The sequence below is a fragment of the Thermomonas sp. LB-4 genome, from assembly GCF_036409385.1.
Classification (GTDB): Bacteria; Pseudomonadota; Gammaproteobacteria; order Xanthomonadales; family Xanthomonadaceae; genus Thermomonas.
In genome coordinates, this window is the sequence record NZ_JAXOFT010000007.1 from 92,025 (window position 1) to 113,351 (window position 21,327).

The 21,327-nt window shown below is 69.4% G+C and carries 24 protein-coding genes; 6 read left to right on the forward strand and 18 right to left on the reverse strand.

Annotated elements, in window-relative coordinates:
* Positions 1-10: 10 nt before the first annotated feature.
* Together SPK54_RS07290 and glnA are read right to left on the reverse strand one after the other, a co-directional pair.
* Complete coding sequence (locus SPK54_RS07290; protein WP_330947260.1) at positions 11-730, reverse strand: TorF family putative porin; 720 nt, start codon at positions 728-730, stop codon at positions 11-13.
* 286 nt (positions 731-1,016) lie between these two features.
* Complete coding sequence (glnA, locus tag SPK54_RS07295; RefSeq protein WP_330947261.1) at positions 1,017-2,426, reverse strand: type I glutamate--ammonia ligase; 1,410 nt, start codon at positions 2,424-2,426, stop codon at positions 1,017-1,019.
* 248 nt (positions 2,427-2,674) lie between these two features.
* On the opposite strand from glnA, the gene SPK54_RS07300 reads away from it, so the two are divergent.
* Positions 2,675-3,565, forward strand: a complete 891-nt coding sequence (locus SPK54_RS07300; RefSeq protein WP_330947262.1) for an undecaprenyl-diphosphate phosphatase — start codon at positions 2,675-2,677, stop codon at positions 3,563-3,565.
* Between the two features lie 26 nt (positions 3,566-3,591).
* Positions 3,592-4,167 (forward strand): hypothetical protein, encoded by a 576-nt coding sequence (locus SPK54_RS07305; protein ID WP_330947263.1) that lies wholly within the window; start codon positions 3,592-3,594, stop codon positions 4,165-4,167.
* 137 nt (positions 4,168-4,304) lie between these two features.
* Here the strand turns inward: SPK54_RS07305 and rpmG are convergent, their stop codons facing one another.
* The 8 genes from rpmG to rsmG form a co-directional block, all read right to left on the reverse strand.
* Positions 4,305-4,469, reverse strand: a complete 165-nt coding sequence (gene rpmG / locus SPK54_RS07310) for a 50S ribosomal protein L33 (RefSeq protein ID WP_028840080.1) — start codon at positions 4,467-4,469, stop codon at positions 4,305-4,307.
* A gap of 13 nt (positions 4,470-4,482) precedes the next feature.
* Positions 4,483-4,719: a 50S ribosomal protein L28 gene (gene rpmB / locus SPK54_RS07315; RefSeq protein WP_330947264.1), complete on the reverse strand. Its 237-nt coding sequence runs from the start codon at positions 4,717-4,719 to the stop codon at positions 4,483-4,485.
* Between the two features lie 165 nt (positions 4,720-4,884).
* Positions 4,885-6,552: a DUF885 family protein gene (locus SPK54_RS07320; RefSeq protein ID WP_330947290.1), complete on the reverse strand. Its 1,668-nt coding sequence runs from the start codon at positions 6,550-6,552 to the stop codon at positions 4,885-4,887.
* Between the two features lie 218 nt (positions 6,553-6,770).
* The gene (locus SPK54_RS07325) at positions 6,771-7,094 is read right to left on the reverse strand and encodes a lipid-A-disaccharide synthase N-terminal domain-containing protein (RefSeq protein ID WP_330947291.1); all 324 of its coding nucleotides are present in this window, start codon (positions 7,092-7,094) and stop codon (positions 6,771-6,773) included.
* A 23-nt stretch (positions 7,095-7,117) separates the two neighbouring features.
* Positions 7,118-7,849, reverse strand: coding sequence for a glycosyltransferase family 2 protein (locus tag SPK54_RS07330; protein ID WP_330947265.1), 732 nt, complete (start codon positions 7,847-7,849; stop codon positions 7,118-7,120).
* Positions 7,850-7,862: 13 nt separating this feature from the next.
* A complete protein-coding gene (locus tag SPK54_RS07335) occupies positions 7,863-8,804 on the reverse strand; it encodes a ParB/RepB/Spo0J family partition protein (RefSeq protein WP_330947266.1) in 942 nt (313 codons plus the stop codon).
* Positions 8,801-9,595 (reverse strand): ParA family protein, encoded by a 795-nt coding sequence (locus tag SPK54_RS07340; protein WP_330947267.1) that lies wholly within the window; start codon positions 9,593-9,595, stop codon positions 8,801-8,803. Before SPK54_RS07340 ends, SPK54_RS07335 begins: the two co-directional genes overlap by 4 nt.
* Before the next feature lie 62 nt (positions 9,596-9,657).
* On the reverse strand, positions 9,658-10,299 hold the full coding sequence (gene rsmG, locus SPK54_RS07345; protein ID WP_330947268.1) for a 16S rRNA (guanine(527)-N(7))-methyltransferase RsmG: 642 nt from the start codon (positions 10,297-10,299) through the stop codon (positions 9,658-9,660).
* A gap of 185 nt (positions 10,300-10,484) precedes the next feature.
* On the opposite strand from rsmG, the gene SPK54_RS07350 reads away from it, so the two are divergent.
* Positions 10,485-10,733 (forward strand): GlsB/YeaQ/YmgE family stress response membrane protein, encoded by a 249-nt coding sequence (locus SPK54_RS07350; protein ID WP_330947269.1) that lies wholly within the window; start codon positions 10,485-10,487, stop codon positions 10,731-10,733.
* 93 nt (positions 10,734-10,826) lie between these two features.
* On the opposite strand, the gene xth is transcribed toward SPK54_RS07350, so the two are convergent.
* The 3 genes from xth to SPK54_RS07365 are packed head-to-tail and all read right to left on the reverse strand — an operon-like array spanning position 10,827 to position 13,974.
* A complete protein-coding gene (xth, locus tag SPK54_RS07355; protein ID WP_330947270.1) occupies positions 10,827-11,597 on the reverse strand; it encodes an exodeoxyribonuclease III in 771 nt (256 codons plus the stop codon).
* Entirely contained in the window at positions 11,594-12,568 is a 975-nt protein-coding gene (locus SPK54_RS07360; protein WP_330947271.1) for an urea transporter, read from the reverse strand. The genes xth and SPK54_RS07360 overlap by 4 nt, the downstream gene beginning before the upstream one ends.
* A complete protein-coding gene (locus SPK54_RS07365; protein WP_330947272.1) occupies positions 12,565-13,974 on the reverse strand; it encodes a coniferyl aldehyde dehydrogenase in 1,410 nt (469 codons plus the stop codon). The genes SPK54_RS07360 and SPK54_RS07365 overlap by 4 nt, the downstream gene beginning before the upstream one ends.
* A 38-nt stretch (positions 13,975-14,012) precedes the next feature.
* Here SPK54_RS07365 and SPK54_RS07370 point away from each other — a divergent pair, with 38 nt between their 5' ends.
* Positions 14,013-14,558, forward strand: a complete 546-nt coding sequence (locus tag SPK54_RS07370; protein WP_330947273.1) for a gamma carbonic anhydrase family protein — start codon at positions 14,013-14,015, stop codon at positions 14,556-14,558.
* Here SPK54_RS07370 and aroE read toward each other — a convergent pair.
* From aroE to SPK54_RS07390, 4 genes are all read right to left on the reverse strand, one after another.
* The gene (aroE, locus tag SPK54_RS07375) at positions 14,555-15,385 is read right to left on the reverse strand and encodes a shikimate dehydrogenase (protein WP_330947274.1); all 831 of its coding nucleotides are present in this window, start codon (positions 15,383-15,385) and stop codon (positions 14,555-14,557) included. The two genes, SPK54_RS07370 and aroE, sit on opposite strands and share 4 nt — an antisense overlap.
* A gap of 99 nt (positions 15,386-15,484) precedes the next feature.
* Entirely contained in the window at positions 15,485-16,483 is a 999-nt protein-coding gene (gene hemB / locus SPK54_RS07380; protein ID WP_330947275.1) for a porphobilinogen synthase, read from the reverse strand.
* 28 nt (positions 16,484-16,511) lie between these two features.
* On the reverse strand, positions 16,512-16,754 hold the full coding sequence (locus SPK54_RS07385; RefSeq protein WP_190282138.1) for a hypothetical protein: 243 nt from the start codon (positions 16,752-16,754) through the stop codon (positions 16,512-16,514).
* 70 nt (positions 16,755-16,824) lie between these two features.
* Positions 16,825-17,823 carry a pteridine-dependent deoxygenase gene (locus SPK54_RS07390; RefSeq protein WP_330947276.1) on the reverse strand — a complete coding sequence of 333 codons (999 nt, stop codon included), beginning with the start codon at positions 17,821-17,823 and terminating at the stop codon, positions 16,825-16,827.
* A gap of 130 nt (positions 17,824-17,953) precedes the next feature.
* On the opposite strand from SPK54_RS07390, the gene SPK54_RS07395 reads away from it, so the two are divergent.
* Together SPK54_RS07395 and SPK54_RS07400 are read left to right on the forward strand one after the other, a co-directional pair.
* Positions 17,954-20,278: a DPP IV N-terminal domain-containing protein gene (locus SPK54_RS07395; protein ID WP_330947277.1), complete on the forward strand. Its 2,325-nt coding sequence runs from the start codon at positions 17,954-17,956 to the stop codon at positions 20,276-20,278.
* Positions 20,279-20,335: 57 nt separating this feature from the next.
* Positions 20,336-20,572, forward strand: a complete 237-nt coding sequence (locus SPK54_RS07400) for a hypothetical protein (RefSeq protein WP_330947278.1) — start codon at positions 20,336-20,338, stop codon at positions 20,570-20,572.
* Between the two features lie 9 nt (positions 20,573-20,581).
* Here the strand turns inward: SPK54_RS07400 and SPK54_RS07405 are convergent, their stop codons facing one another.
* Complete coding sequence (locus SPK54_RS07405) at positions 20,582-21,301, reverse strand: glutathione binding-like protein (protein WP_330947279.1); 720 nt, start codon at positions 21,299-21,301, stop codon at positions 20,582-20,584.
* Positions 21,302-21,327 lie beyond the last annotated feature (26 nt).

A 21,327-nucleotide genomic window follows, 5' to 3' on the forward strand; every position in this document is an offset into this window, starting at 1 on the left:
GTGTGTGCCGTCAGAACGCCCTGGAGAGCGACAGCACGAAGGCGTCGTCCAGGCCGTTGAGGTCGGTGTCGTTGTAGGACGCGGCGACGCTGAAACCGCTGCCGAAGCTTCGGGTCACGCCGAGCTTCCAGTAGCCGTAGTCGAGGTCGCGATTGCGCTTGACCCACTGCCTGCCGACGCCGGCGTCGAGCGTCCAGCCGGGCGTGAATTCCCAGTTGGCGGTCACGTCGAGATCGCCGCTGCCCTTCGAGCCGGGCACGCCGAACAGGTCGGTGGTCGAGTGGTAGTACTTCGCGCCGAGGATCTTCCAGGTTACGCCGGCGTAGAGTTCGAGCGTGTTCGGGCTGTTGAAGCCTGCCGGATAGTCGCCGGGATACCAGTAGTAGTTGGCGCCGATGTCGTAGCCGACGCCGCTGTCGCCGAACGCGCCGGAATAGCCGAGGAAGCCGTCGAGCTCGACCTGGCTGGACACGCCCGGATCGGCGTCGGACAGCCAGCCGATGCTGCTGCCCCAGGCGCCCGCATAGGCCCCGCTGTCGGCCGTCCAGGTGACGCCGCCCTGCAGGGCGGGCTTGCGGCCGGTCTGGCTGACGCCGCGGAAGAGATAGTCGCTGGTGACGGCCACGCTGCCGCTGGTGCTGCCGGCGTGCGCGGTGGCGGCGGATCCCGCCAGTGCGAGCGCCATCGCGGCGCCGCGGATGCAACGGATGAAACGGTGCTGAGACGACATGACGCAGGCTCCTCATAAGCGGCAGCCCTCCCCGGTCATTGGTTTCGTGCTCGTGCAGCGCAGGGACGATGCGTGTCCTGCCTGCCGCGATCGGTGATCGCGTGCGTTCCCCCGTGGTCACGTGTCGCGCGGCGCCGCCGCGCATGGCCCCGCTTCGCACCCTCCGCCAGCCGCATAGGCGCGGGAGGGACGCACCCGTCGGTGCGCCCTCCCGGCCCGTCCGATCCTCGCCGGGGAGGGGAGCGAAGCGAGGATCAGCCTGCTTCGCTCCGACGCGTCTGGCGCGTCAGATCGTGTAATACATCTGGTATTCCAACGGGTGGGTCGCCGCGCGGAACGCGGTCACTTCCTTCATCTTCAAGCCGATGTAGGCATCGATGAAGTCGTCGGTGAACACGCCGCCGGCCTTGAGGAATTCGCGGTCCTTGTCCAGCGCGTCCAGCGCTTGGTCCAGCGAATGGCAGACGGTGGGGAAGTTCTTTTCCTCTTCCGGCGGCAGGTCGTACAGGTCCTTGTCGGACGGCGCGCCCGGGTCGATCTGGTTCTTGATGCCGTCCAGGCCGGCCATCAGCAGCGCGGCGAAGATCAGGTAGCCGCTGTTCATCGGGTCGGGGAAGCGGATCTCGACGCGGCGCGCCTTCGGGTTGGCCACGTACGGGATGCGGCAGGAGGCGGAGCGGTTGGAGGCCGAGTAGGCCAGCATCACCGGCGCTTCGTAGCCCGGCACCAGCCGCTTGTAGCTGTTGGTGGTGCTGTTGGCGAAGGCGTTGATCGCGCGCGCGTGCTTGAAGATGCCGCCGATGTACCACAGCGCCGTCTGCGACAGGCCGCCATAGCCGTCGCCGCTGAACAGGTTGACGCCGCCCTTGGCCAGCGACATGTGCACGTGCATGCCGCTGCCGTTGTCGCCGACGATCGGCTTGGGCATGAAGGTGACGGTCTTGCCGCTGCGGTGGGCCACGTTCTTGATGACGTACTTCATCGTCAGCAGGTCGTCGCCCTTCTTCACCAGCGTGTTGAAGCGGGTGCCGATCTCGCACTGGCCGGCGTTGGCCACCTCGTGGTGGTGTACCTCGGTCTCGATGCCGACCTGCTCCAGCGTCTTGCACATCTCCGCGCGCAGGTCGTGCAGCGAATCCAGCGGCGCCACCGGGAAGTAGCCGCCCTTGACCATCGGCCGGTAGCCGCTGTTGCCGCCGGCGTATTCCCGCGCGGAGTTCCAGTGCGCTTCCTCGGAATCGACCTGGAAGAAGGTATGGCCCATCTCGTTGGCGAAGCGCACCGAATCGAAGATGAAGAATTCGGGCTCGGGGCCGAAGAAGCCCTGCTCGGCGATGCCGCTGGCCTTCAGGTAGGCCTCGGCGCGGTGGGCCACGCCGCGCGGGTCGCGCGAATAGGCCTGCATGGTGGCGGGGTCGAGGATGTCGCAGGTCAGCACCAGCGTCGGATCCGCGGTGAACGGATCGATGAACGCGGTGGACGGGTCCGGCAGCAGCACCATGTCGGAGTTCTGGATGCCGCGCCAGCCGGCGATGGAGCTGCCGTCGAACATCCTGCCGTCCTCGAACAGGCTGGCGTCGACGATCGACTTGGGGAAGGTCACGTGGTGCTGCACGCCGCGCATGTCGGCGAAGCGCAGGTCGACGAATTCGACCTTGTGGTCCTTGATGAGCTTTTCGACGTGTTCGAGGGACATGGCTGGCTCCGGGATGGGAAGGGGGCACCAGGGTGCCGACCTCAGGTATCAAGCACGCGGCGTGCCAGATCGTGGGGAGCCACAACCCATTGATTCCATTTGCGATGCTTTCTTGCAGAGGCGCATATCGCACAAGTTTCGTGCAAGCTTGATCTCTTGTGCGCCATTTTTGGGCAAACAATCTATCGGGTATGCTGCGCGACTGCCCGTGCGGCCTGCGCACGCTCCCCCCCGGCATCGCTCCCCCCATGCACGAACTGCTTGCCGCCCTGCTGCTGGGCATCATCGAAGGCATCACCGAATTCCTGCCGATCTCCAGCACCGGCCACCTGCTGATCGCGCAGCACTGGCTGGGGCCACGCAGCGACCTGTTCAACATCGCCATCCAGGCGGGCGCGATCCTGGCGGTGGTGCTGATCTACTGGAAGCGGCTGTGGGGCATGCTGGTCGCGTTCGCCGGCCGCGACGCCCCGGCCGATTACGACCCGCTGGGCGTGTCCACCACGCCGGCGGAGTCGCGGGACTACGCCTTCAAGCTGGCGGGCGCGTTCCTGGTCACGGCGGTGCTGGGACTGGCGCTGAAGAAGGCCGACCACATCGGCGCGCTGTTCGGGCAGCAGTGGACCCCGTTCCACCTGCCGGCCACCGTGCAGCCCATCGCCTGGGCGCTGATCATCGGCGCGCTGTGGATGTTGCTGGCGGAGCAGTGGGCGGCGCGGCGCGCGGCGCGCGAGGGCGAGCGCACCGCGATCGCCTGGCGTACCGCCGTGCTGGTGGGGGTGGCGCAGGTGCTGGCGGGGATGTTCCCCGGCACCTCGCGCAGCGCCGCCACCATCTTCGTGGCGCTGCTGGCCGGCACCACCAGCCGCGCGGCCGCCACCGAATTCGCCTTCTTGGTGGGCATCCCGACCATGTTCGCCGCCACCGGCTACGAGATGCTGTCGGTGTGGAGCGACGGCGGCTTCGCCAATGTCGACTGGAATGCGCTGGGGGTGGCGTTCGTCGCCTCGGCAGTGACCGCGTTCGTGGCGGTGAAGTGGCTGCTGCGCTATATCCAGGGCCACCGCTTCACCTCCTTCGCCGTCTATCGTTTCGTGCTGGGCGTGGCGCTGCTGCTGTGGTTGCCGGCAGGGCAGTAACGGGCGCGGCCGAAGGAGGGGTGGACATGCACAGACTGCCGACGATCGTCTTGGGCGTGGCGCTGCTGGCTGGTTGCCAGCCCGCGGTGGCGCCGGCCGCGGTGCCCGCGCCGGCGACGGAGGTGCAGGCGGTTGCCGCGCCGCGCGCGACGCCGCCACCGGAATTGCAGCAGGCGGCGCCGGCGCCTGCCGGCGCGTTGCGCGCGGTGCTGGCCCTTGCCCGCCACCGCTGGCGCCTGTCCAGCGCGGTCGACGCCGCCGGCCGCCGCATCGATGCGCTGTTCGTGCGCCCCCAGCTGCCGCTGCAGCTGGACTTCAACGCCTCGCTGGTCAGCGTGGGCAATGCCTGCAACGTGATGAGCGCGCGCCATGCGCCGGCCGCGGACAGACTGGTGGTGGAGCCGTTCAATTTCGCGCCGACGCGCTGCGCCGACCCGGCGCTGGCCCGGCTGGATGGGGAGGTGGCGAAGCGGCTGCAGGGGCGGCTGGCGATGCGTTTTGACACCGGCGACATGCCGCGGCTGGTGCTGGTCAACGCCGCCGGCGACGTGTTCACCTTCGATGGCGTCGAAGATGCGCGGGTGGCGCCCCCGGGCGACTGAGTCGCGGTTGCGGAAGCCGGGCCCATGCAACAAAAAACCCGCCGTGGGGCGGGTTTTCCGTGGAGGGCCGGATCCCCGCCTGCGCGGGGATGATGTTCCGGTGCAGGCATTCGCGTGGGCGCGAATGCGCCGTCACATCACTTGATCTTGCCTTCCTTGTACATCACGTGCTTGCGAACGACGGGGTCGTACTTGCTGACCTCCATCTTGTTCGGGGTGTTCTTCTTGTTCTTGTCGGTCGTGTAGAAATGACCGGTGCCGGCCGAGGAAATCAGACGGATCTTGTCGCGCTTGGTCGCCATGGTTCAGTCCTCCTCAGACCTTCTCGCCCTGCTTGCGCAGGTCGGCCAGGACGGCATCGATGCCGTTCTTGTCGATGGTGCGCAGCGCGGCATTGGAAATGCGGAGCTTGACCCAGCGGTTTTCCGAAGCGACCCAGAAGCGGCGCTCGTGGAGGTTGGGCATGAAGCGACGACGGGTCTTGCGGTTCGAATGCGAGACGTTGTTGCCGGTCGTCGTACGCTTGCCGGTGACTTGGCAGACTTTGGACACTGTGCACCTCGATGGTGTGTGGTTGTCGCCCGTAGCCCGGGTGACGGCGGCCCCGCCGTGAAACCCACGACGGGAAGCGCTGCAGGACGCAGCGAGCCGCGCATTATGCGGGTTTTTCCCTTTGCCTGCAAATACTTGGCGCCCGCGAGGCCGGCCCCGCGCCTATCAGGGCGCGGCGGCCTGCACCGAGGCCACCCACGCGCGGATCTGCGACTCCAGCACCGGCAGCGGCACCGAGCCCTGCGACAGGATGGCGTCGTGGAAGGCGCGCACGTCGAACTTCGGCCCCAGCGCGGCTTCCGCCTCGCGGCGCAGGCGCATGATGGTCAGTTCGCCCAGCTTGTAGCTCAGCGCCTGCCCCGGCCAGCTGATGTAGCGGTCGACCTCGGTGGTCACCTCGTGCTCGGACAGCGCGGTGTTGTCGCGCAGGTAGGCAAGCGCCTGTTCGCGGGTCCAGCCCTTGTGGTGGACGCCGGTGTCGATGACCAGCCGGCAGGCGCGCCACATCGCGTAGGTGAGCCGGCCGAAGTCGTCGTAGGGCGTCTCGTAGATGTCCATCTCCTTGCCCAGCCACTCGCTGTACAGGCCCCAGCCTTCGCCGTAGGCGCTGATGTACTCCCGGCGGAAGCCCGGCACCTCGCCCTGCTCCTGCGCCAGCGAACCCTGCAGCGCATGGCCGGGGGCGGATTCGTGCAGGGTCAGCGCCGGCAGGTTGTACAGCGGGCGGCTGGGCAGGTTGTAGGTGTTCACCCAGTAGGTGCCGGCGCCGCCGCGCCCGGCGGTCCAGAACGGCGCGATCGATGGCGGCACCGGCACGATGGTGAAGCGGCCGCGCGGCAGGGTGCCGATGATCTTGCCGATCTGCCCGTCCACCCGCTTGCTGATCCAGGCCGCGTGGTTGAGCAGCTCCTGCGGGCTCGATGCATAGAACTGCGGGTCGGTGCGCAGGAAGGTGAGGAAATCGTTGAAACGGGTTGCCTTCGACCGCCCTTCGAAGCCCAGCCCGTCGATGATCGCCTCCATCTCCGCGCGGATGCCGGCCACTTCCCGCAGGCCGATGGCGTGGATCTGGTCCGGGGTCAGGTCCAGGGTGGTGTATTTGCGGATCTGCTCGCGGTACCAGGCTTCGCCGTCCGGCATCGCCTCGGCCGCCAGCGTGGTGCGCGCCTTCGGCATGTATTCGCCGCGGAAGAACACCAGCAGTTTGGCGAACGCGGGGATCACCGCATCGCGTATCGCGGCGCGGCCCTCGGTGCGCAGCGCTTCCTGCTCAGCGGCGGGGATGCTGGCCGGCATCGTCTTGTAGGGCGCCCACAGCGACGAGGCTTCCGGATCCTTCAGCTCCGCGGTCATCGCGATCGACACGTCGCGGCCCGGCAGCACCGCGCGCGGCACCGAAAAGCCGCGCGCCAGCCCGGTACGCATGTTGGCGACCTGCTGGTCGAAGTAGCGCGGCACGTCGCGCAGGCGCGCCGCATAGGCGCGATAGTCGTCGGCGCTGCGCAGGTTGGCGCGGGCCATGAAGTCAAGGTTGGACCAGAACGAGCTGTCGGAATTGAACGGCATCTCGTGGTCGCGCAGGCGGATCTCGGCCGCCTTGTGTTCGATCTGCGGGCGGTAGATCGCGTAGTTCACCTGCTCGGCGGGCGACAGTGCGGCGACATCGATGCCATCGAGCTGGCGCAGCACGCCGTCGAGGTAGGCCAGCTGTTTTTCCAGCGCTTCCGGGCTCACGTCGGGCAGGCTGTGCGAGGGCGCGTGGCTGGCTTCGTCGCTGTCCTCCGTCCACGCCCCGGCCTGCTGCATCCGCCATTTCCACTCCGTTTCGTAGATGGCGCGGAAGGCGGCGTCGGCGGCGTTGGCCGGCTGCGCGACCGGCGGCGCGGCGGACGTGGTCTGGGCGTGGGCGAACGTGGACGACAGGCACAGGGCCAGCAGGCTGGCGCGGACGATGGACTTCACGGGGCGGGAACCGGCGGTGGTCAGGTGCCGGGATCGTAGCATCGGCTCTTGCCCGCCATTCCGGCCTGCGCGGGAATGACGGCTGCGGTTCAATGGCCCGCGCGGTCGCGCTTCCAGCCGCGATGGCAGATGTCCAGGTAGAGGCTGTAGCAGGCGGTGAAGCTGGGGAACAGGTTCTGCAGGATGCCGACCGCGTCGTTCTTGCCGAACACGAAGTAGGCCAGGGTCATCAGGCTGCCGGCGATGCTCATGTACCAGAACAGCCGCGGGATCACCGGCTTGCCGTGGCGCTTGCTGGCGATGAACTGCACCAGCCAGCGGCCGCCGAACATCAGCGCGCCCACCAGCCCGATCAGCTTCCATGGGCTCATGTGGATGCCGGTCCACGCCAGCGCGGCCAGCGGCGTGTCCATGAAGCCGTGCGGCGGCGCGGCGATCACCGCGGCAGCTCTTCCACGGCGGTGCGGCGGCTGCGCTGGATCAGCCAGGACACGCCGAACAGGTCCTTGATGCCGACCAGCGCGCGGCCCAGGTTGTTGTACTTGGACACGCCGGCGGTGCGATGGCGGTGGTTGACCGGCACGCTGACGGTCTGCCAGCCGGCGCGCTGCATCAGCGCGGGCAGGTAGCGGTGCATGTGGTCGAAGTAGGGCAGGTCCAGGAACGCATCGCGCGCGAACAGCTTGATGCCGCAGCCGGTGTCGGGGGTGGCGTCGCGCAGCAGCCGCGCGCGGATCGCATTGGCGAACTTCGAGGCCCAGCGCTTGCTGCCGCTGTCCTGGCGGTTGACCCGCCAGCCGGCGAACAGCTTCACCTCCGGCGCGGAGGCGTCGCGCTTGGCCAGCAGGTGGGGGATGTCGGCCGGGTCGTTCTGGCCGTCGCCGTCGAGGGTGGCGATCCACGGCGCGCGCGCGGCCTTCACGCCGTTGCGTACGGCGGTGCTCTGGCCGGCGTTGGCGAGGTGGCGGACCACGCGCAGCTCCGGCGTGGTGGCCTGCAGGTCGCGCAGGCGCGCCAGGGTGGCATCGCGCGAGGTGTCGTCGACGTAGACGATCTCGAAATCGATGCGGCCGCGCAGCGCGGCCAGGATCTCGGCGACCAGCGGTGCGACGTTGTCCTCCTCGTTGTGCACGGGAACGACGACGGAGAGTTGCGGCGATCCGCTCATGCGGGAGGCGGCCTCAGGTGCGGTTGCGCAGCCGCTCGAGCACGCCGTCCAGCGCGTCGAGGTTGGCGTAGTGGATCACCAGCTTGCCCCTGTTGCCGCGGCCGTTGAGCACGTTGACCTTGCTGCCCAGCGTCTCCGACAGCTCGCGCTCCAGCGCGGCGATGTCGGCCTGCGGCGGCTTCGCCTTGGGCGCGGACTTCTTCGCCTCCACCGGCACCTTGCCGGCGGCGATCTGCTGCACGCGGTGTTCGACCTGGCGCACCGACCAGCCTTCCTCGGCGGCCTGTTTCGCCAGCGCAATGGCCATCGGCTCGGCCAGCGGCAGCAGCGCGCGGGCATGGCCCATTTCGATCGCCCCGGTCTGCACCAGCACCCGCACCGCTTCCGGCAGCTCCAGCAGGCGCAGCAGGTTGGACACCGCGGCGCGCGAGCGGCCCACGGCTTCCGCGGCGGCGGCATGGGTCAGGTCGAATTCGTCGATCAGCCGCTGCAGCGCCTGCGCTTCCTCCAGCGGATTGAGGTCCTCGCGCTGGATGTTCTCGATCAGCGCCATCGCCACCACGGTGCGGTCGTCGACCTCGCGCACCACCACCGGCACCTCGGCCAGGCCCGCGCGCTGCGACGCGCGCCAGCGGCGCTCGCCGGCGATGATCTCGTAGGTGCGGCCGCCCTTGCCGTCGGCGCCCAGGCGCTCGCGCACCACGATCGGCTGGATCACGCCCTGCGCGCGGATCGATGCGGCCAGTTCCTCCAGCTTGGCGTCGTCCATGGTCCGGCGCGGCTGGTACTTGCCCGACACCATCGCGTCCACCGGCAGCGTGCGCAGCACGTCGCCGGGCATCGCCTGCAGCGCCGGCACTTCGGCGGCGGCCTTGGGGCCGAGCAGCGCTTCCAGTCCGCGGCCCAGGCCGCGCTTCTTGGCACCGCCCTTCGCGGCTTCCTTGCCAGCAGTCATGCGGCGGTCTCCTTCAGTTTCTGGCTGCGCTCGCGCTGGCGGCGCAGGACTTCGCCGGCCAGGCCAAGGTATGCCACGCTGCCGCGGCTGGCCTTGTCGTAGCCGAGGATGCTCTGGCCATGGCTGGGCGCCTCGGCGAGGCGCACGTTGCGCGGCACGATGGTGCGGAACACGAGGTCGCCGAAGTGGTTGGTCAGCTCGGCCGACACCGCGTTGGCGAGGTTGTTGCGCACGTCGAACATGGTGCGCAGCACGCCTTCGATCTCGAGCTGCGGGTTGAACCGGCCCTTCAGGCCCTCGATGGTGTCGATCAGTGCGGACAGCCCTTCCAGCGCGTAGTACTCGCACTGCATCGGCACCAGCACGGAGTCCGCCGCGGTCAGCGCATTGAGGGTGAGCACCGACAGCGACGGCGGGCAGTCGATCAGCACGAAGTCATAGCCGCTGCGCAGGGTTTCCAGCGCCGCCTTCAGCCGGCCCTCGCGGTTGGACGCGTCCATCAGCCGGAGTTCGGCGGCGGTCAGGTCGATGTTGCCGGGCAGGAGGTCAAAGCCGTCGGCGCAGCGCACCACCGCGTCGGCCGGCAGCGCTTCGCCCAGCAGCACGTCGGTCACCGAGGCGCCGAGTTCGCGCTTGTCGATGCCGCTGCCCATGGTGGCGTTGCCCTGCGGATCCAGGTCCACCAGCAGCACGCGCTTGGGCGTCCGCGCCAGCGCGGCGGCAAGGTTGACGGCGGTGGTGGTCTTGCCGACCCCGCCCTTCTGGTTGGCGATGGCGATGATGCGGGCCATGCGGCGTGTGTTTCCTGCGGCTGGGCCTGCGCCGGGGCAGGCAGGCGACAGAGGATTATGCCCTATGCCCGGGTACGGACGATTTCCAGCAGGTGGCGCTCGGCGGCCAGCCCCGGCACGCGCAGCGGGTGGATGGCCGCCACGCCCCAGCCCGGCTGCAGCGCGGCGATCTCGTCTTCGGGCACCACGCCCTTCATCGCCAGCAGCCGGCCGTCCGCGCCGAGCAGGTGGCCGCCGAGGTCCAGGATCAGCGGCAGGGTGGCCAGCGCGCGCGCGGTGACCGCATCGAAGGTGACGCCGGGCTGGAATGCTTCGATTCGCGATTCCGCCACCTGCACGTTGGCCAGCTTGAGCTGGCGCGCCGCCTCGCGCAGGAAGCGCGCCTTCTTGCCGTTGCTTTCCACCAGCGTGACCCGGAGGCCCGGCGTGGCGATGGCCAGCGGGATCCCGGGCAGGCCCGGACCGGTGCCGAGGTCCGCCAGCGTGGCGAGCCCGCGCACGAACGGCTGCATCGCCAGCGAATCCAGCAGGTGCTTGGACAGCATCTCGCGCGGCTCGCGGATCGCGGTGAGGTTGTAGGTCGCGTTCCAGCGCGCCAGCAGCGCCAGATAATCCAGCAGCGGCGGCGCCAGCGCGGTATCGAGCGAGAGTTGCGCAAGCCCGGCTTCAAGCTCGGGGCGCAGGGCGTTGGTGTCCACGGTCATGTGCACAGTATGCCGCGGCGCATGCCGCCTTCACGCCGCGTGGGCATCGCTGAACCACCGGACAGTCGCGCGAACGCGGTCATCACACGCGGTGGGGAAGACTGCAGCCGTCCCCCGCCCTCGTGCGCGGGGTCACGGCAAGCCAGCCCATCCGGGCCCCAAACAGTTCATCAGGAGGCAGGCAAATGAATCTCATCATCTGGTTGATCATCGGCGGCATCATCGGCTGGCTGGCCAGCCTCGTCATGAAGACCGACGGGCAGCAGGGCATCATCCTCAACGTGGTCGTCGGCATCGTCGGTTCGTGGATCGGCGGTTGGCTGATTGCCCCGCTGATCGGCGGGGCCGGCGCGATGGCCTACGTCTCCGCCTTCCTCGGCGCGATCGTCCTGCTCGCCATCGTCAACCTGTTCCGTCGCGGCCGCGTGCGCTGAAACGCGGCTTGACACGGATGTCGGGACAGGGATGTTCCGCGAAGGCCCGGCAATCCCGGGCCTTCGCCTTTTCAGGCGCGGCGTCGTCGCCGCTCAATCCAGCACGACGAATGCCGGGGCATGGTCGCTGGGGCGTTCCCACTGGCGCGGCGTGCGGTCGATGCCCGATGCCACCGCCGCGCCCCGCAGCTGTTCCGAGACCAGGGTCAGGTCGATGCGCAGGCCGAGGTTGCGCCGGAACGCCGCCTGCCGGTAGTCCCACCAGCTGAAGACCCCGCCCTCGTCGTTGTGCAGGCGGAAGCCGTCATGCAGCCCCAGCGCCAGCAGCCGCTGCAGCGCCTCGCGCTCGGCGGTGGAGGTCAGGATGTGGTCGTCGTTCCAGACCGCCGGGTCATGCACGTCGCGCGCGTCCGGCGCGATGTTGAAATCGCCCAGGACCACCAGTTTCGGATACCGGCGCAGCTCGTCGGCCAGCCAGGCGTGCGCCGCCTCCAGCCAGCGCAGTTTGTAGGCGTACTTCTCGGTGCCCACGTCCTGGCCGTTGACCACGTAGAGATTGACGATGCGCACTCCCGCCACGGTGGCCGCGATGGCCCGCGCCTGCGGATCGTCGAAACCGGGAATGGCGATCTGCACGTCCTCGATGGCGCAGTCGCGCGCCAGGATCGCCACCCCGTTGTAGGTCTTCTGGCCGTGGAACACGCTGCGGTAACCGGCTTCCAGCAGCGCGTCGTCCGGAAAGCGGTGGTCCTCCAGCTTGGTTTCCTGCAGGCCCACCACGTCCGGCGCGAAGTCGGCAAGCCACTGCTGCAGCTGCGGCAGGCGGACGTTGAGGGAATTGACGTTCCAGCTGGCGATTTTCATGGGTGCGGCATCCCTTGTTGCTGGTTGGGCTTCATGTCGGACAGTGCCGGGAGTCGCGTGCCCGCGAGCAGGAAGACCCAGGTGACGAGGACGAAGGGCAGGGTCAATGCGGGCAGGCCCAGCAGCGCCAGTGTCGCGGACAGGGCGGCGTGCACGAAGGGGGTGATGGCGGCGGCCAGCAGGGCCCATGCCAACGTCCGGCGGTTGCAGGGATGGAAGACGCAGGCCAGCGCCACGGCCACCAGGGCGCTGTTGAAGCCGAACAGGCCGGCGCGGATGCTGGGCTCGGCGGCACCCATGCCCCAGGCCACCAGGGCGCCCGTCAGCGATCCCGCCAGCGCGATGAGACAGGCCGCGGGTGACCGAACCAGCAGGGCCGCGGCAAACAGCAGGGCGCTGAGCCAATGGCTCTGGAAAAAAATCTGCGCGAGGCCGTTGAGGGTGCCATGCAGCAGGCTGTCCACGGTGACGATGCCCTCCACCGTGGCGGCCTTGGGCAGGCTGGCGGTGGGCATCAGGGAAGTGGTTTCGAGCCGGCCGAATCCCGCGCTGGCGAGGAAGACGCAAAAGGTGATCAGCACGAACGGTGCGGTCAGTGCAGGCAGCTTCCAGCGTTCCAGCAACGTCATGCAGCCCAGCAGCAGGATGCTGGAGCAGGCCGCCGCCAGCACCACGCAGAGCCAGGTCAGCACGGTGGGCTTGAGGAAAAACAGCAGCGCCAATGCCGTCAATGCGCCGTTGAAGCCGAACATGCCCGTCTGCAGCAGCGAGCGGTCGGCCCCCAGCAGTCCTGCAAACGCGCTGCCGATCAGGCTGCCCAGCAAGGCAGCCAGTGCGTACAGGGGCGAGACGACGGCCAGCCCGGCCAGGAACAGCAGGCCGCTGACGGGGCTGTCCTGGAACAGCACCTGGCCAACGCCGCGCAGGCCGGCATCGGCCAGCGCGCGCAGGGAGCGTGGCGCGTTCCTCATCGCACGATCAAATCGATCAGCCACTTCGCCTTCGAATACGGCGGCTTGAGCAGGTCGCCGCCGGTGCGGCGGGCCTGCCACAGCACCGGCAGCAGCTTGCTCATCGCGTCGAAGCCGGCGCGGCTGTGGTAGGCGCCCATGCCGCTGGCGCCGACGCCGCCGAACGGCAGGTCGGGGATGGCGAAATGGAACAGGGTGTCGTTGACCGACACGCCGCCGGCGACGGTCTCGTGCAGGATCCTGTCGATGGTCGCGCGGTCGTGGCTGAAGGGATACAGCGCCAGCGGGCGGTCGTGCGCGTTGATGTAGGCGATCGCCTCGTCCAGCGTGCGGTAACTCTTGACCGGCAGCAGTGGGCCGAAGATTTCGTCCTGCATCACCTTCGCATCATCGCCCGGCTCCAGCAGCACGGTCGGCGGCAGCAGGCGCTGCGCCGGATCGGCCTTGCCGCCGAGGGTGACGACGTCGATGCCGCGCTGGCGGGCGTCGTCCACGTAGCCCTGCAGCCGCGCGTACTGGCCGTCGTTGACGATGCGGGTGTAGTCGTCGAGGTTGCCGAAGTCCGCGCCGTAGCGTGCCGCCACTTCGCGGCGCAACGCCTCGACGAAGGCATCGCGCTGGCCGGCCGGCACCAGCACGTAGTCGGGCGCGATGCAGGTCTGGCCGCAGTTGAACCACTTGCCGGTGGCGATGCGCGCGGCGGCCCTGTCGATGGGATAGTCGTCGCACAGCAGTGCCGGCGACTTGCCGCCCAACTCCAGCGTCAGCGGGGTCAGGTGGGGCGCGGCGGCGGCCATCACCTTGCGGCCCACCGCAGTGGAGCCGGTGAACACGAGGTGGTCGAACGGCAGGCCGGCGAAGGCCGCGCCGACCTCCGCGCCGCCGGTGGCGACCGCCACGCGGTTCGCCGGGAACACCTCCGCCAGCAGGTCGCGCAGGAACGCGCTGGTGCGCGGTGTGTGCTCGGACGGCTTCAGGAAAACATGGTTGCCCGCGGCGATGGCGGTTGCCAGCGGGATCAGCGCCAGGTTGACCGGGTAGTTCCACGGCGCGATCACCCCGACCACGCCCAGCGGCACCGGCCGCACCTGCGCGCGCGCAGGCAGGAAGCGCCAGCCCACGCCGACCCGGCGCGGCTTCATCCAGCCGCGCAGGTGTCGGATGAGGTGGTCGATCTCGTTGAGCGCGGTCATGCCGTCGGCGATGCGGCTTTCGTCCAGCGAACGGTGGCCGAAGTCGGCGGCAATGGTGCGCGCCATTTCGTCCAGCCGCCGCTTCAACGCCGCGCGCAGGCGCTGCAGGTCGTCGCGGCGCTGCGCATAGTCCGGCTTGCGGGCCTGCCAGGCCGCGCGCAGGCGGTCCAGGGTGGGCTGCAGGTCGTGGAGCGGGGTATCGGCGCTGTCCATACGGGGCAGTGTAGTCCCGCCGGCGCTAGAATCCAGCCATGAATATCCGACCCTATCGCGGCATCAGCCCCACCCTCGGCGCGCGTACCTACATCGACCCTGTGGCCAGCGTGATCGGCGACGTGGTGCTGGGCGACGATGTCTCGGTGTGGCCGTTCACGGTGATCCGCGGCGACGTCAACTTCGTCCGCATCGGCGACCGCACCAACCTCCAGGACGGCACCGTGATCCACGTCAGCCACGACGGCCCGCACGCCAAGCTGGGCGGCTTCGCCACCCGCATCGGCAGCGACGTCACTATCGGCCACAAGGCGATCATCCACGCCTGCACCATCGAGGACGCGGTGCTGGTGGGCATGGGCGCCATCGTGCTGGACGGCGCGGTGGTGAGGAAGCACGCCTTCATCGGCGCCGGCGCGCTGGTGGCGCCGGGCAAGGTGGTGGGCGAAGGCGAGCTGTGGCTGGGCAACCCGGCGAAGAGGGCGCGGATGCTCAGCGACGCCGAGGTCGAGGCGCTGTACTACAGCGCCGGCCATTACGTGCGGTTGAAGGACGAGTACCTGGCGGGCGGCGCGGAAGCTTAGTCCGCCGTCACCAGCGCATCGCCCTGGCCGTTGAGCGCCGCGTACACGGGATCGGTTTCCGGGCGCACGCCGTGCCAGAGCCGGAAGCTTTCCGCCGCCTGTTCCACCAGCATGCCCAGCCCGTCCACCGCGTGCATGCAGCCGGCGGCGCGGGCCCAGGCCAGGAAGGGCACGGCGGCTTCGCCGTAGCTGAGGTCGACCGCCGCGCTGCGCAGGCCGGCCAGCGCCATCGGCAGCGGAGGCAGGCCGACGCCGCGGGCGGCCGAGGTGGCGTTGACGAGCAGGTCGAATTCGCCCAGCGCCGGCAGTGCATCCCAGCCGCGCGCGTGCACGCGGCCCGGGTCACCCATCGCATCGGCCAGCGCGTCGGCGCGTTCGGGGCTGCGGTTGGCGACCACCAGTTCGCGGATGCCGGCGTCCAGCAGTGTCGGTGCCACCCCGCGCGCGGCGCCGCCTGCGCCCAGCAGCAGTACGCGCCGTTCGCGCAGGTCAAGGCCGTGGCGCTCGGTGAGGTCGCGCACCAGACCGAGGCCGTCGGTGTTGTCGCCGCGCCAGCCGTCGCCGTCGCGAAGCAGGGTGTTGACCGCGCCGGCCCGCCGCGCGCGCGCGCTGGCGTCGGTGCACAGGGCGAAGGCGGTTTCCTTCAACGGCAGGGTGACGTTGGCGCCCTGCACGCCGCTGGCGGCGAGGATGGCGGCGAAGTCATCGCGGCCGGCTTCGATCGCGACGTACGCCATCGCGATGCCGCACTGCTGCGCGAACGCCGCGTGGATGCGCGGCGACTGCGAGTGCGAGATGGGTGATCCGAAGACGGCGTAGCGTTTCATGCGGTTCTCCTCGCCGGCGCACGGCATGCGTGCGCCGCTACTGTAGCGCCGGGCATCGCCCGGCGTGCCGTGTCGCCCTCCGGACGTACGATGCCCGCGTTACGGCTTCAGCCACCGTGCCGCATCCAGTGCGTAATAGGTGAGGATGCCGTCGGCACCGGCGCGCTTGAACGCGGTCAGCGCTTCCATCGCCACCATCTTCTCGTCGATCCAGCCGTTGGCGGCGGCGGCCTTGATCATCGCGTACTCGCCGCTGACCTGGTACGCGTAAGTCGGGCGGCGGAACTGCTGCTTCACCCGGTACAGCACATCGAGATAGGGCAGGCCCGGCTTGACCATCACCATGTCGGCGCCTTCGGCGAGGTCCAGGCCGACTTCGTGCAGGGCCTCGTCCGAGTTCGCCGGGTCCATCTGGTAGGTGTACTTGTTGCCCTTGCCGAGGTTGCCGGCGCTGCCCACCGCGCTGCGGAACGGGCCGTAGAAGGCGCTGGCGTACTTGGCGCTGTAGGCCATGATGCGGGTGTGGATGAAGCCGCTCGCTTCCAGCGCGGCGCGGATCACGCCGATGCGGCCGTCCATCATGTCGCTGGGCGAGAGGATGTCCACGCCCGCCGCGGCGTGCGCCAGCGACTGCTTCACCAGCGCTTCGATGGTTTCGTCGTTGAGGATGTAGCCGGTGTCGTCGATCAGCCCGTCCTGGCCGTGGGTGGTGTACGGGTCGAGGGCCTGGTCGCTCATCACGCCGAGTTCGGGGAAGCGCGATTTCAGCGCACGGATCGCGCGCGGGACGAGGCCGTCCTCGTCCCAGGCGATGCGGCCGTCGGCGGTCTTGGCCTCCGGGTTCGGCACGCCGAACAGGTCGAGCACCGGCACGCCCAGTTCCAGCGCCTGCTCGCCGACCTTCAGCAGTTCGTCGATGGACAACCTCTCCACGCCCGGCATCGAACCGACCGGCGCACGGCCTTTCTCCTCGTGCACGAAGACCGGGTAGATCAGGTCGTTGGCGGTGAGTAGGTGCTCGCGCATCAGCCGGCGCGAGAACTCGTCGCGGCGCATGCGCCGCGGGCGGACGGGAAAGCGTTGGGCGGGCGTGTTCATGCGGGCATTTTACGCCCGCCGCCGGCGATCAGAGGATGCCGCCGCCCAGCATCAGCCGCAGCGAACCGATGCCGATCGCAAGGATGCACAGGAGCAGGCCGATGATGCCCGACACCCGGCCCTTGCCGCTGGCGATGGCGATGATGGCGAGGATGGCGCCAACCGCCGCGAACGGGATCATGAACCAGTTGCCCCAGCCCAGCAGCGGCACCAGCGCCAGCAGCATCCACAGCAGCGAGAGGATGCCCCAGATCAGGCTGACCAGTCCCATGCGCGTTCCCCCGGATTGATGAGACCCACGATATGCAGGATGTCGCCCGCCAATGCAAGCGCGGCGTCGGCTAGGCGTGGCTGCCGTCGATTTCCACCAGCAGCTCGCGCCGGCAGACGTGGCCGTGCAGCACGACCCGCGGAACAAAGGGGAGGCGCGCCTCCATCAGCGCGTCGACCCGCGCCAGCGCGTCGGCATCGCGCACGTACACCTTCAGCCGCGACGCCGGGCCCGGCTGCGCCGGCAGCGAGGGCCGCTGCGCGCGCGCGGTGGCGATCAGGCTGCGCAGGTTCACCAGCACCTCGTCCAGCTGCGCTTCCAGCGAGTCGCCGTGCTGCGAGGCGTGGCCGACCACCGCGGCGGTGCCGGACAGCAGCAGCGGCATCGCGCTGGAAGCCGGCAGCAGCGCGCGGGCGAAGCCCGGCGGCTGCGGGCCGTACTGCCGCGGGTAGCGCCAGGCCTGCAGCTGGCGCGGGTTTTCCAGCGGGGTGCCGGCCTGCTGCGCCGACAGCCAGTACAGCTGGAAGCGGCCGGTGCGGCGCGGATGGCCGATGGCGGTGGCAGCGGGCAGCTCCCCGGGCGCCAGCTCGCGGCCGATGCCGCGGGCGCGGCCCACGCAGAAGCGCCGATAGCGCTCGTCGTCGCCGTCGCCGTCGGTGATGGCGTCGAGATAGTTCCAGATCCGCAGCGGGTGCGGATGGTCGCTGCGCGGCAGCCACTGCTGCAAGCGCCGGTAGGCGCCCTCCGCCGCCGTCTCGATGTCGCCGTCGTCGGCCAGCTCCAGCGCGCCGAACTGCAGCCCGCCGCCGCGGCTCCAGGCGATATCACCGTCGCGGCCGTGGGTTACCGGGCCATCCACCCGCCAGCATTCCAGCGGCGCGCCGCCGCGCATCGGCGCCAGCGCCACGCGCAGATGGCGCGGGTCGTGGTGGCGGGGCGCTTGCGCAGCGTCGAAGGTGAACGCGGCCAGCAGCCCCGGCTCGGCCAGCACGGCCTCCAGCGACGCGTCGACGAGATCGATGCGCAGCGGATTGGCGGGTGGGCAGGCGACGGTGGGCAGCGAGGACATCAGGGCGCGAATGATAGCGCGCCGGCGCGCGCGGCCGGTCACGCCCCCGACCATTGGCACGGGCGCCGCGCCGGCGCGCGCGTTAGCATCGCCGGCGGTGCGCACGGGCGCGAGGACTCTCGGGGATGCAATGGCACGACATTCGAATGCGGTCTGGCTGGCGGGGGCGCTGCTGATGGCTGGCGCCGGCACGGCAATGGCACAGGCAGTCACCACGGCCGACTACGAGCGCGCGGTGCGGATGCTGGGCGACCGCACTGCGCCGCTGCTGGACCAGGCGCTGAGCAACGCCAGCTGGCTGGACGACGACACCCTGGTGTACCGGCTGGCCGACGGCGGCAAGGTGCAGGTGCTGCGCTTCGATCCGGCCACCGGCAAGTCCATGCCGGCGTTCGATGCGAAGGCGCTGGCCGCGGCGATGAACGCGGCGGCCAATGGCAAGGGCAAGCCGGTCGATCCCGACAAGCTGCCGCCGCTGCAGGTCGAGCGCGAGCCCGACGGCAGCCTGGTGCTGCGCAGCCGCGGCAGCGCGTTCCGCTGCGCCGCAGGCAGTTGCAAGGTGGAAGCGAAGACCGCGTCCAAGTCCGGCAGCGAGCCCGGCGCGGCCTCTCCAGACGGCAAGCGCGAGGCCTTCATCCGCGATTGGAACCTGTGGCTGCGCGATGTCGCCAGCGGCCAGGAAACCCAGCTCACCTTCGACGGCAAGCCCGACTATGGCTATGCCACCGACAACGCCGGCTGGAAGCACACCGACAACGCCATCGTGGTGTGGTCGCCGGACGGCAGCAAGATCGCCACCTTCCAGCAGGACCAGCGCAAGACCAGCACCATGACCATGGTGGGCACCAACGTCGGTGCACCGCGGGTCGAGCAGTGGAAGTACCCGTTCGCCGGCGACAAGGACGTGACGCTGATCGAGCGCGTGATCGTCGATCTGTCCGGCGCCAAGCCGAGGACCGTGCGACTGCAGATGCCGGCCGACCAGCACCGCTCCACCTGCAGCGACGACATCGCCTGCGACGACGGCTGGGAGGACGTGCAGTGGGCGAAGGACGGCAAGACCCTTGCCTTCGTCAGCACCGACCGCGGCCACAAGTCGGCCACCCTGCGCGTGGCCGATGCCGCCACCGGCAAGGTCCGCGACGTGTTCACCGAAACCGTGGCGACGCAGTACCAGAGCGCGCCCACGCTGAGCTCGGTCAACTGGCGCTACCTGCCGGAGAGCAACGAGTTCCTGTGGTTCTCGCAGAAGTCCGACTGGGGCCACCTGTACCTGCATGACCTCGCCACCGGCAAGCTGAAGCGCCAGCTCACCAGCGGCGACTGGAACGTCACCAGGATCCTGCGGCTGGATCCGGCCGCCCGCCAGCTGTGGGTGACCGGCGTCGGCCGCGAGGCCGGCCGCGACCCGTATTTCTCGCACCTCTACCGCCTGTCGATGGACGGCGGCGATCCCCGGCTGCTGACCCCGGAAAACGCCAACCACGCGGTCACCCTGTCCGAGGACGGCAAGTACTTCGTCGACGTGTATTCGACGATTGCCGAAGCCCCGGTGGCGCTGGTGCGCGATGCCGACGGCAAGCAGGTGGCGGCGCTGGCGAAGACCGACCTGACCCGCCTCAAGGCGGCCGGCTGGGTGGCGCCGGAGTCGTTCACGGTCAAGGCCCGCGACGGCAAGACGGATCTGTACGGCCAGATGTTCAAGCCGTCGAACTTCGATCCGAACAAGAAGTACCCGATCGTCACCTACATCTACCCGGGTCCGCAGGTGGGTTCGGTGCGCAGCCGCAGCTTCCAGCCAGCGCACGGCGACCACCAGGCGCTGGCGGAGCTGGGCTTCGTGGTGATCGCGGTGGACGGCATGGGCACGCCGCTGCGCAGCAAGTCCTTCCAGGACGCGTGGTACGGCAACATGGTCGACAACACCCTGCCGGACCAGGTGGCCGCACTGAAGCAGCTGGCCGCGCAGCATCCGTGGATCGATGCCAGCCGCACCGGCATCTGGGGCCATTCCGGCGGCGGCAACGCCACCGTGGCGGCGATGTTCGGCTACCCCGACGTGTACAAGGTCGGCATCGCCGAATCCGGCAACCACGACAACCTCACCTACGAGGACGACTGGGCCGAGCGCTACCACGGCCTGCTGGAAAAGAACGCCGACGGCACCACCAACTACACCGGCCAGGACAACGCGCCGAAGGCGAAGAACCTCAAGGGGAAACTCTTCCTGCTGCACGGCCTGATGGACGACAACGTGCCGCCGCAGTCCACGTTGCAGGTGGTCGATGCGCTGATGAAGGCCAACAAGGACTTCGACCTGCTGCTGCTGCCGCACGCCCGCCACGGCTTCGGCGCGGACAGCTATTACGTGATGCGCCGCCGTTGGGACTACTTCGTGAAGAACCTGCTCGGCGTCGAACCGCCGAGGGAGTACGACCTCAAGCCGATGATGTAACCGAGGCACGGCATGCGCCACGACGCGGGATCTCGTGGAGGAACCAAGGCCAGCGCGATGGTGTTCGCGCTGGCTTTTCTTTTGGCCCATGCGGCGGCGTTGCGCCTGGTTCCCGATGCGGCGGCGGCGTGCTTCGCTTTCCTGATCGCCGTGCCGCACGCCGCCGATGCCGCGACGTCCTTGCAGGCCGCCGTTGCCGCGCTGGACGCGGCCAAGCGGGCGGGTCGCAACCGCGTGGGCGTGGCCGGCGCCGAGGACGGCAGCGAAGCGGCGTCCCCGCGCGCCGGCGGATGACCGCTGCGCTCAGCGCGCCCCTTGCCCGAACAGGATCTTCTTTTCCGCGTCGCTCAGCGCCTTGCCCGCGTCCGGGTTGACCTGCTTCGCTAGCGCGTACGCGCGCTGCGTGGCCGGGCGCGCGGCGATGTCGGAATGCCAGCGCTCGACGTTCGGGAAACGGGTGATGTCCAGCGGCGCCTTCGTGTACGGATTGATCCACGGATAAGCGGCCATGTCGGCGATGCTGTACTCGCCGCCGGCGATGAAAGCGCGGCCTTCCAGCTGCTTGTCCAGCACCCCGAGCAGGCGCTCGGTTTCCTTGCGGTAGCGCTCCTTCGCGTAGGCGATGTCGTCCGGCGCGTACACATGGAAGTGTCCGTACTGCCCGGTCATCGGGCCCAGCCCGGCCATCTGCCAGAACAGCCATTCGTTCACGGCGATCCGCTGGCGCAGCGCGGTGGCCGCATCCGCGCCCTCGGGGATGCCCAGGAAGCGGCTGGTCTTGTTGGCGAGGTAAAGCAGGATCGCGCCGGACTCGAACACCGGGATCGGGGCGCCGCCGTCGGCCGGGGCGTTGTCGACGATGGCCGGCATCTTGTTGTTCGGGGAGATCGCCAGGAAGGCCGGCTCGAACTGCTCGCCCTTGCCGATGTTCACCGGCTTGATGGCGTAGTCCAGCCCGGCTTCCTCCAGGAACAACGTCACCTTGTGGCCGTTCGGCGTGGGCCAGTAATAGAGATCGATCATCGGTCGTGCTCCGTGCGGGGGAGCGC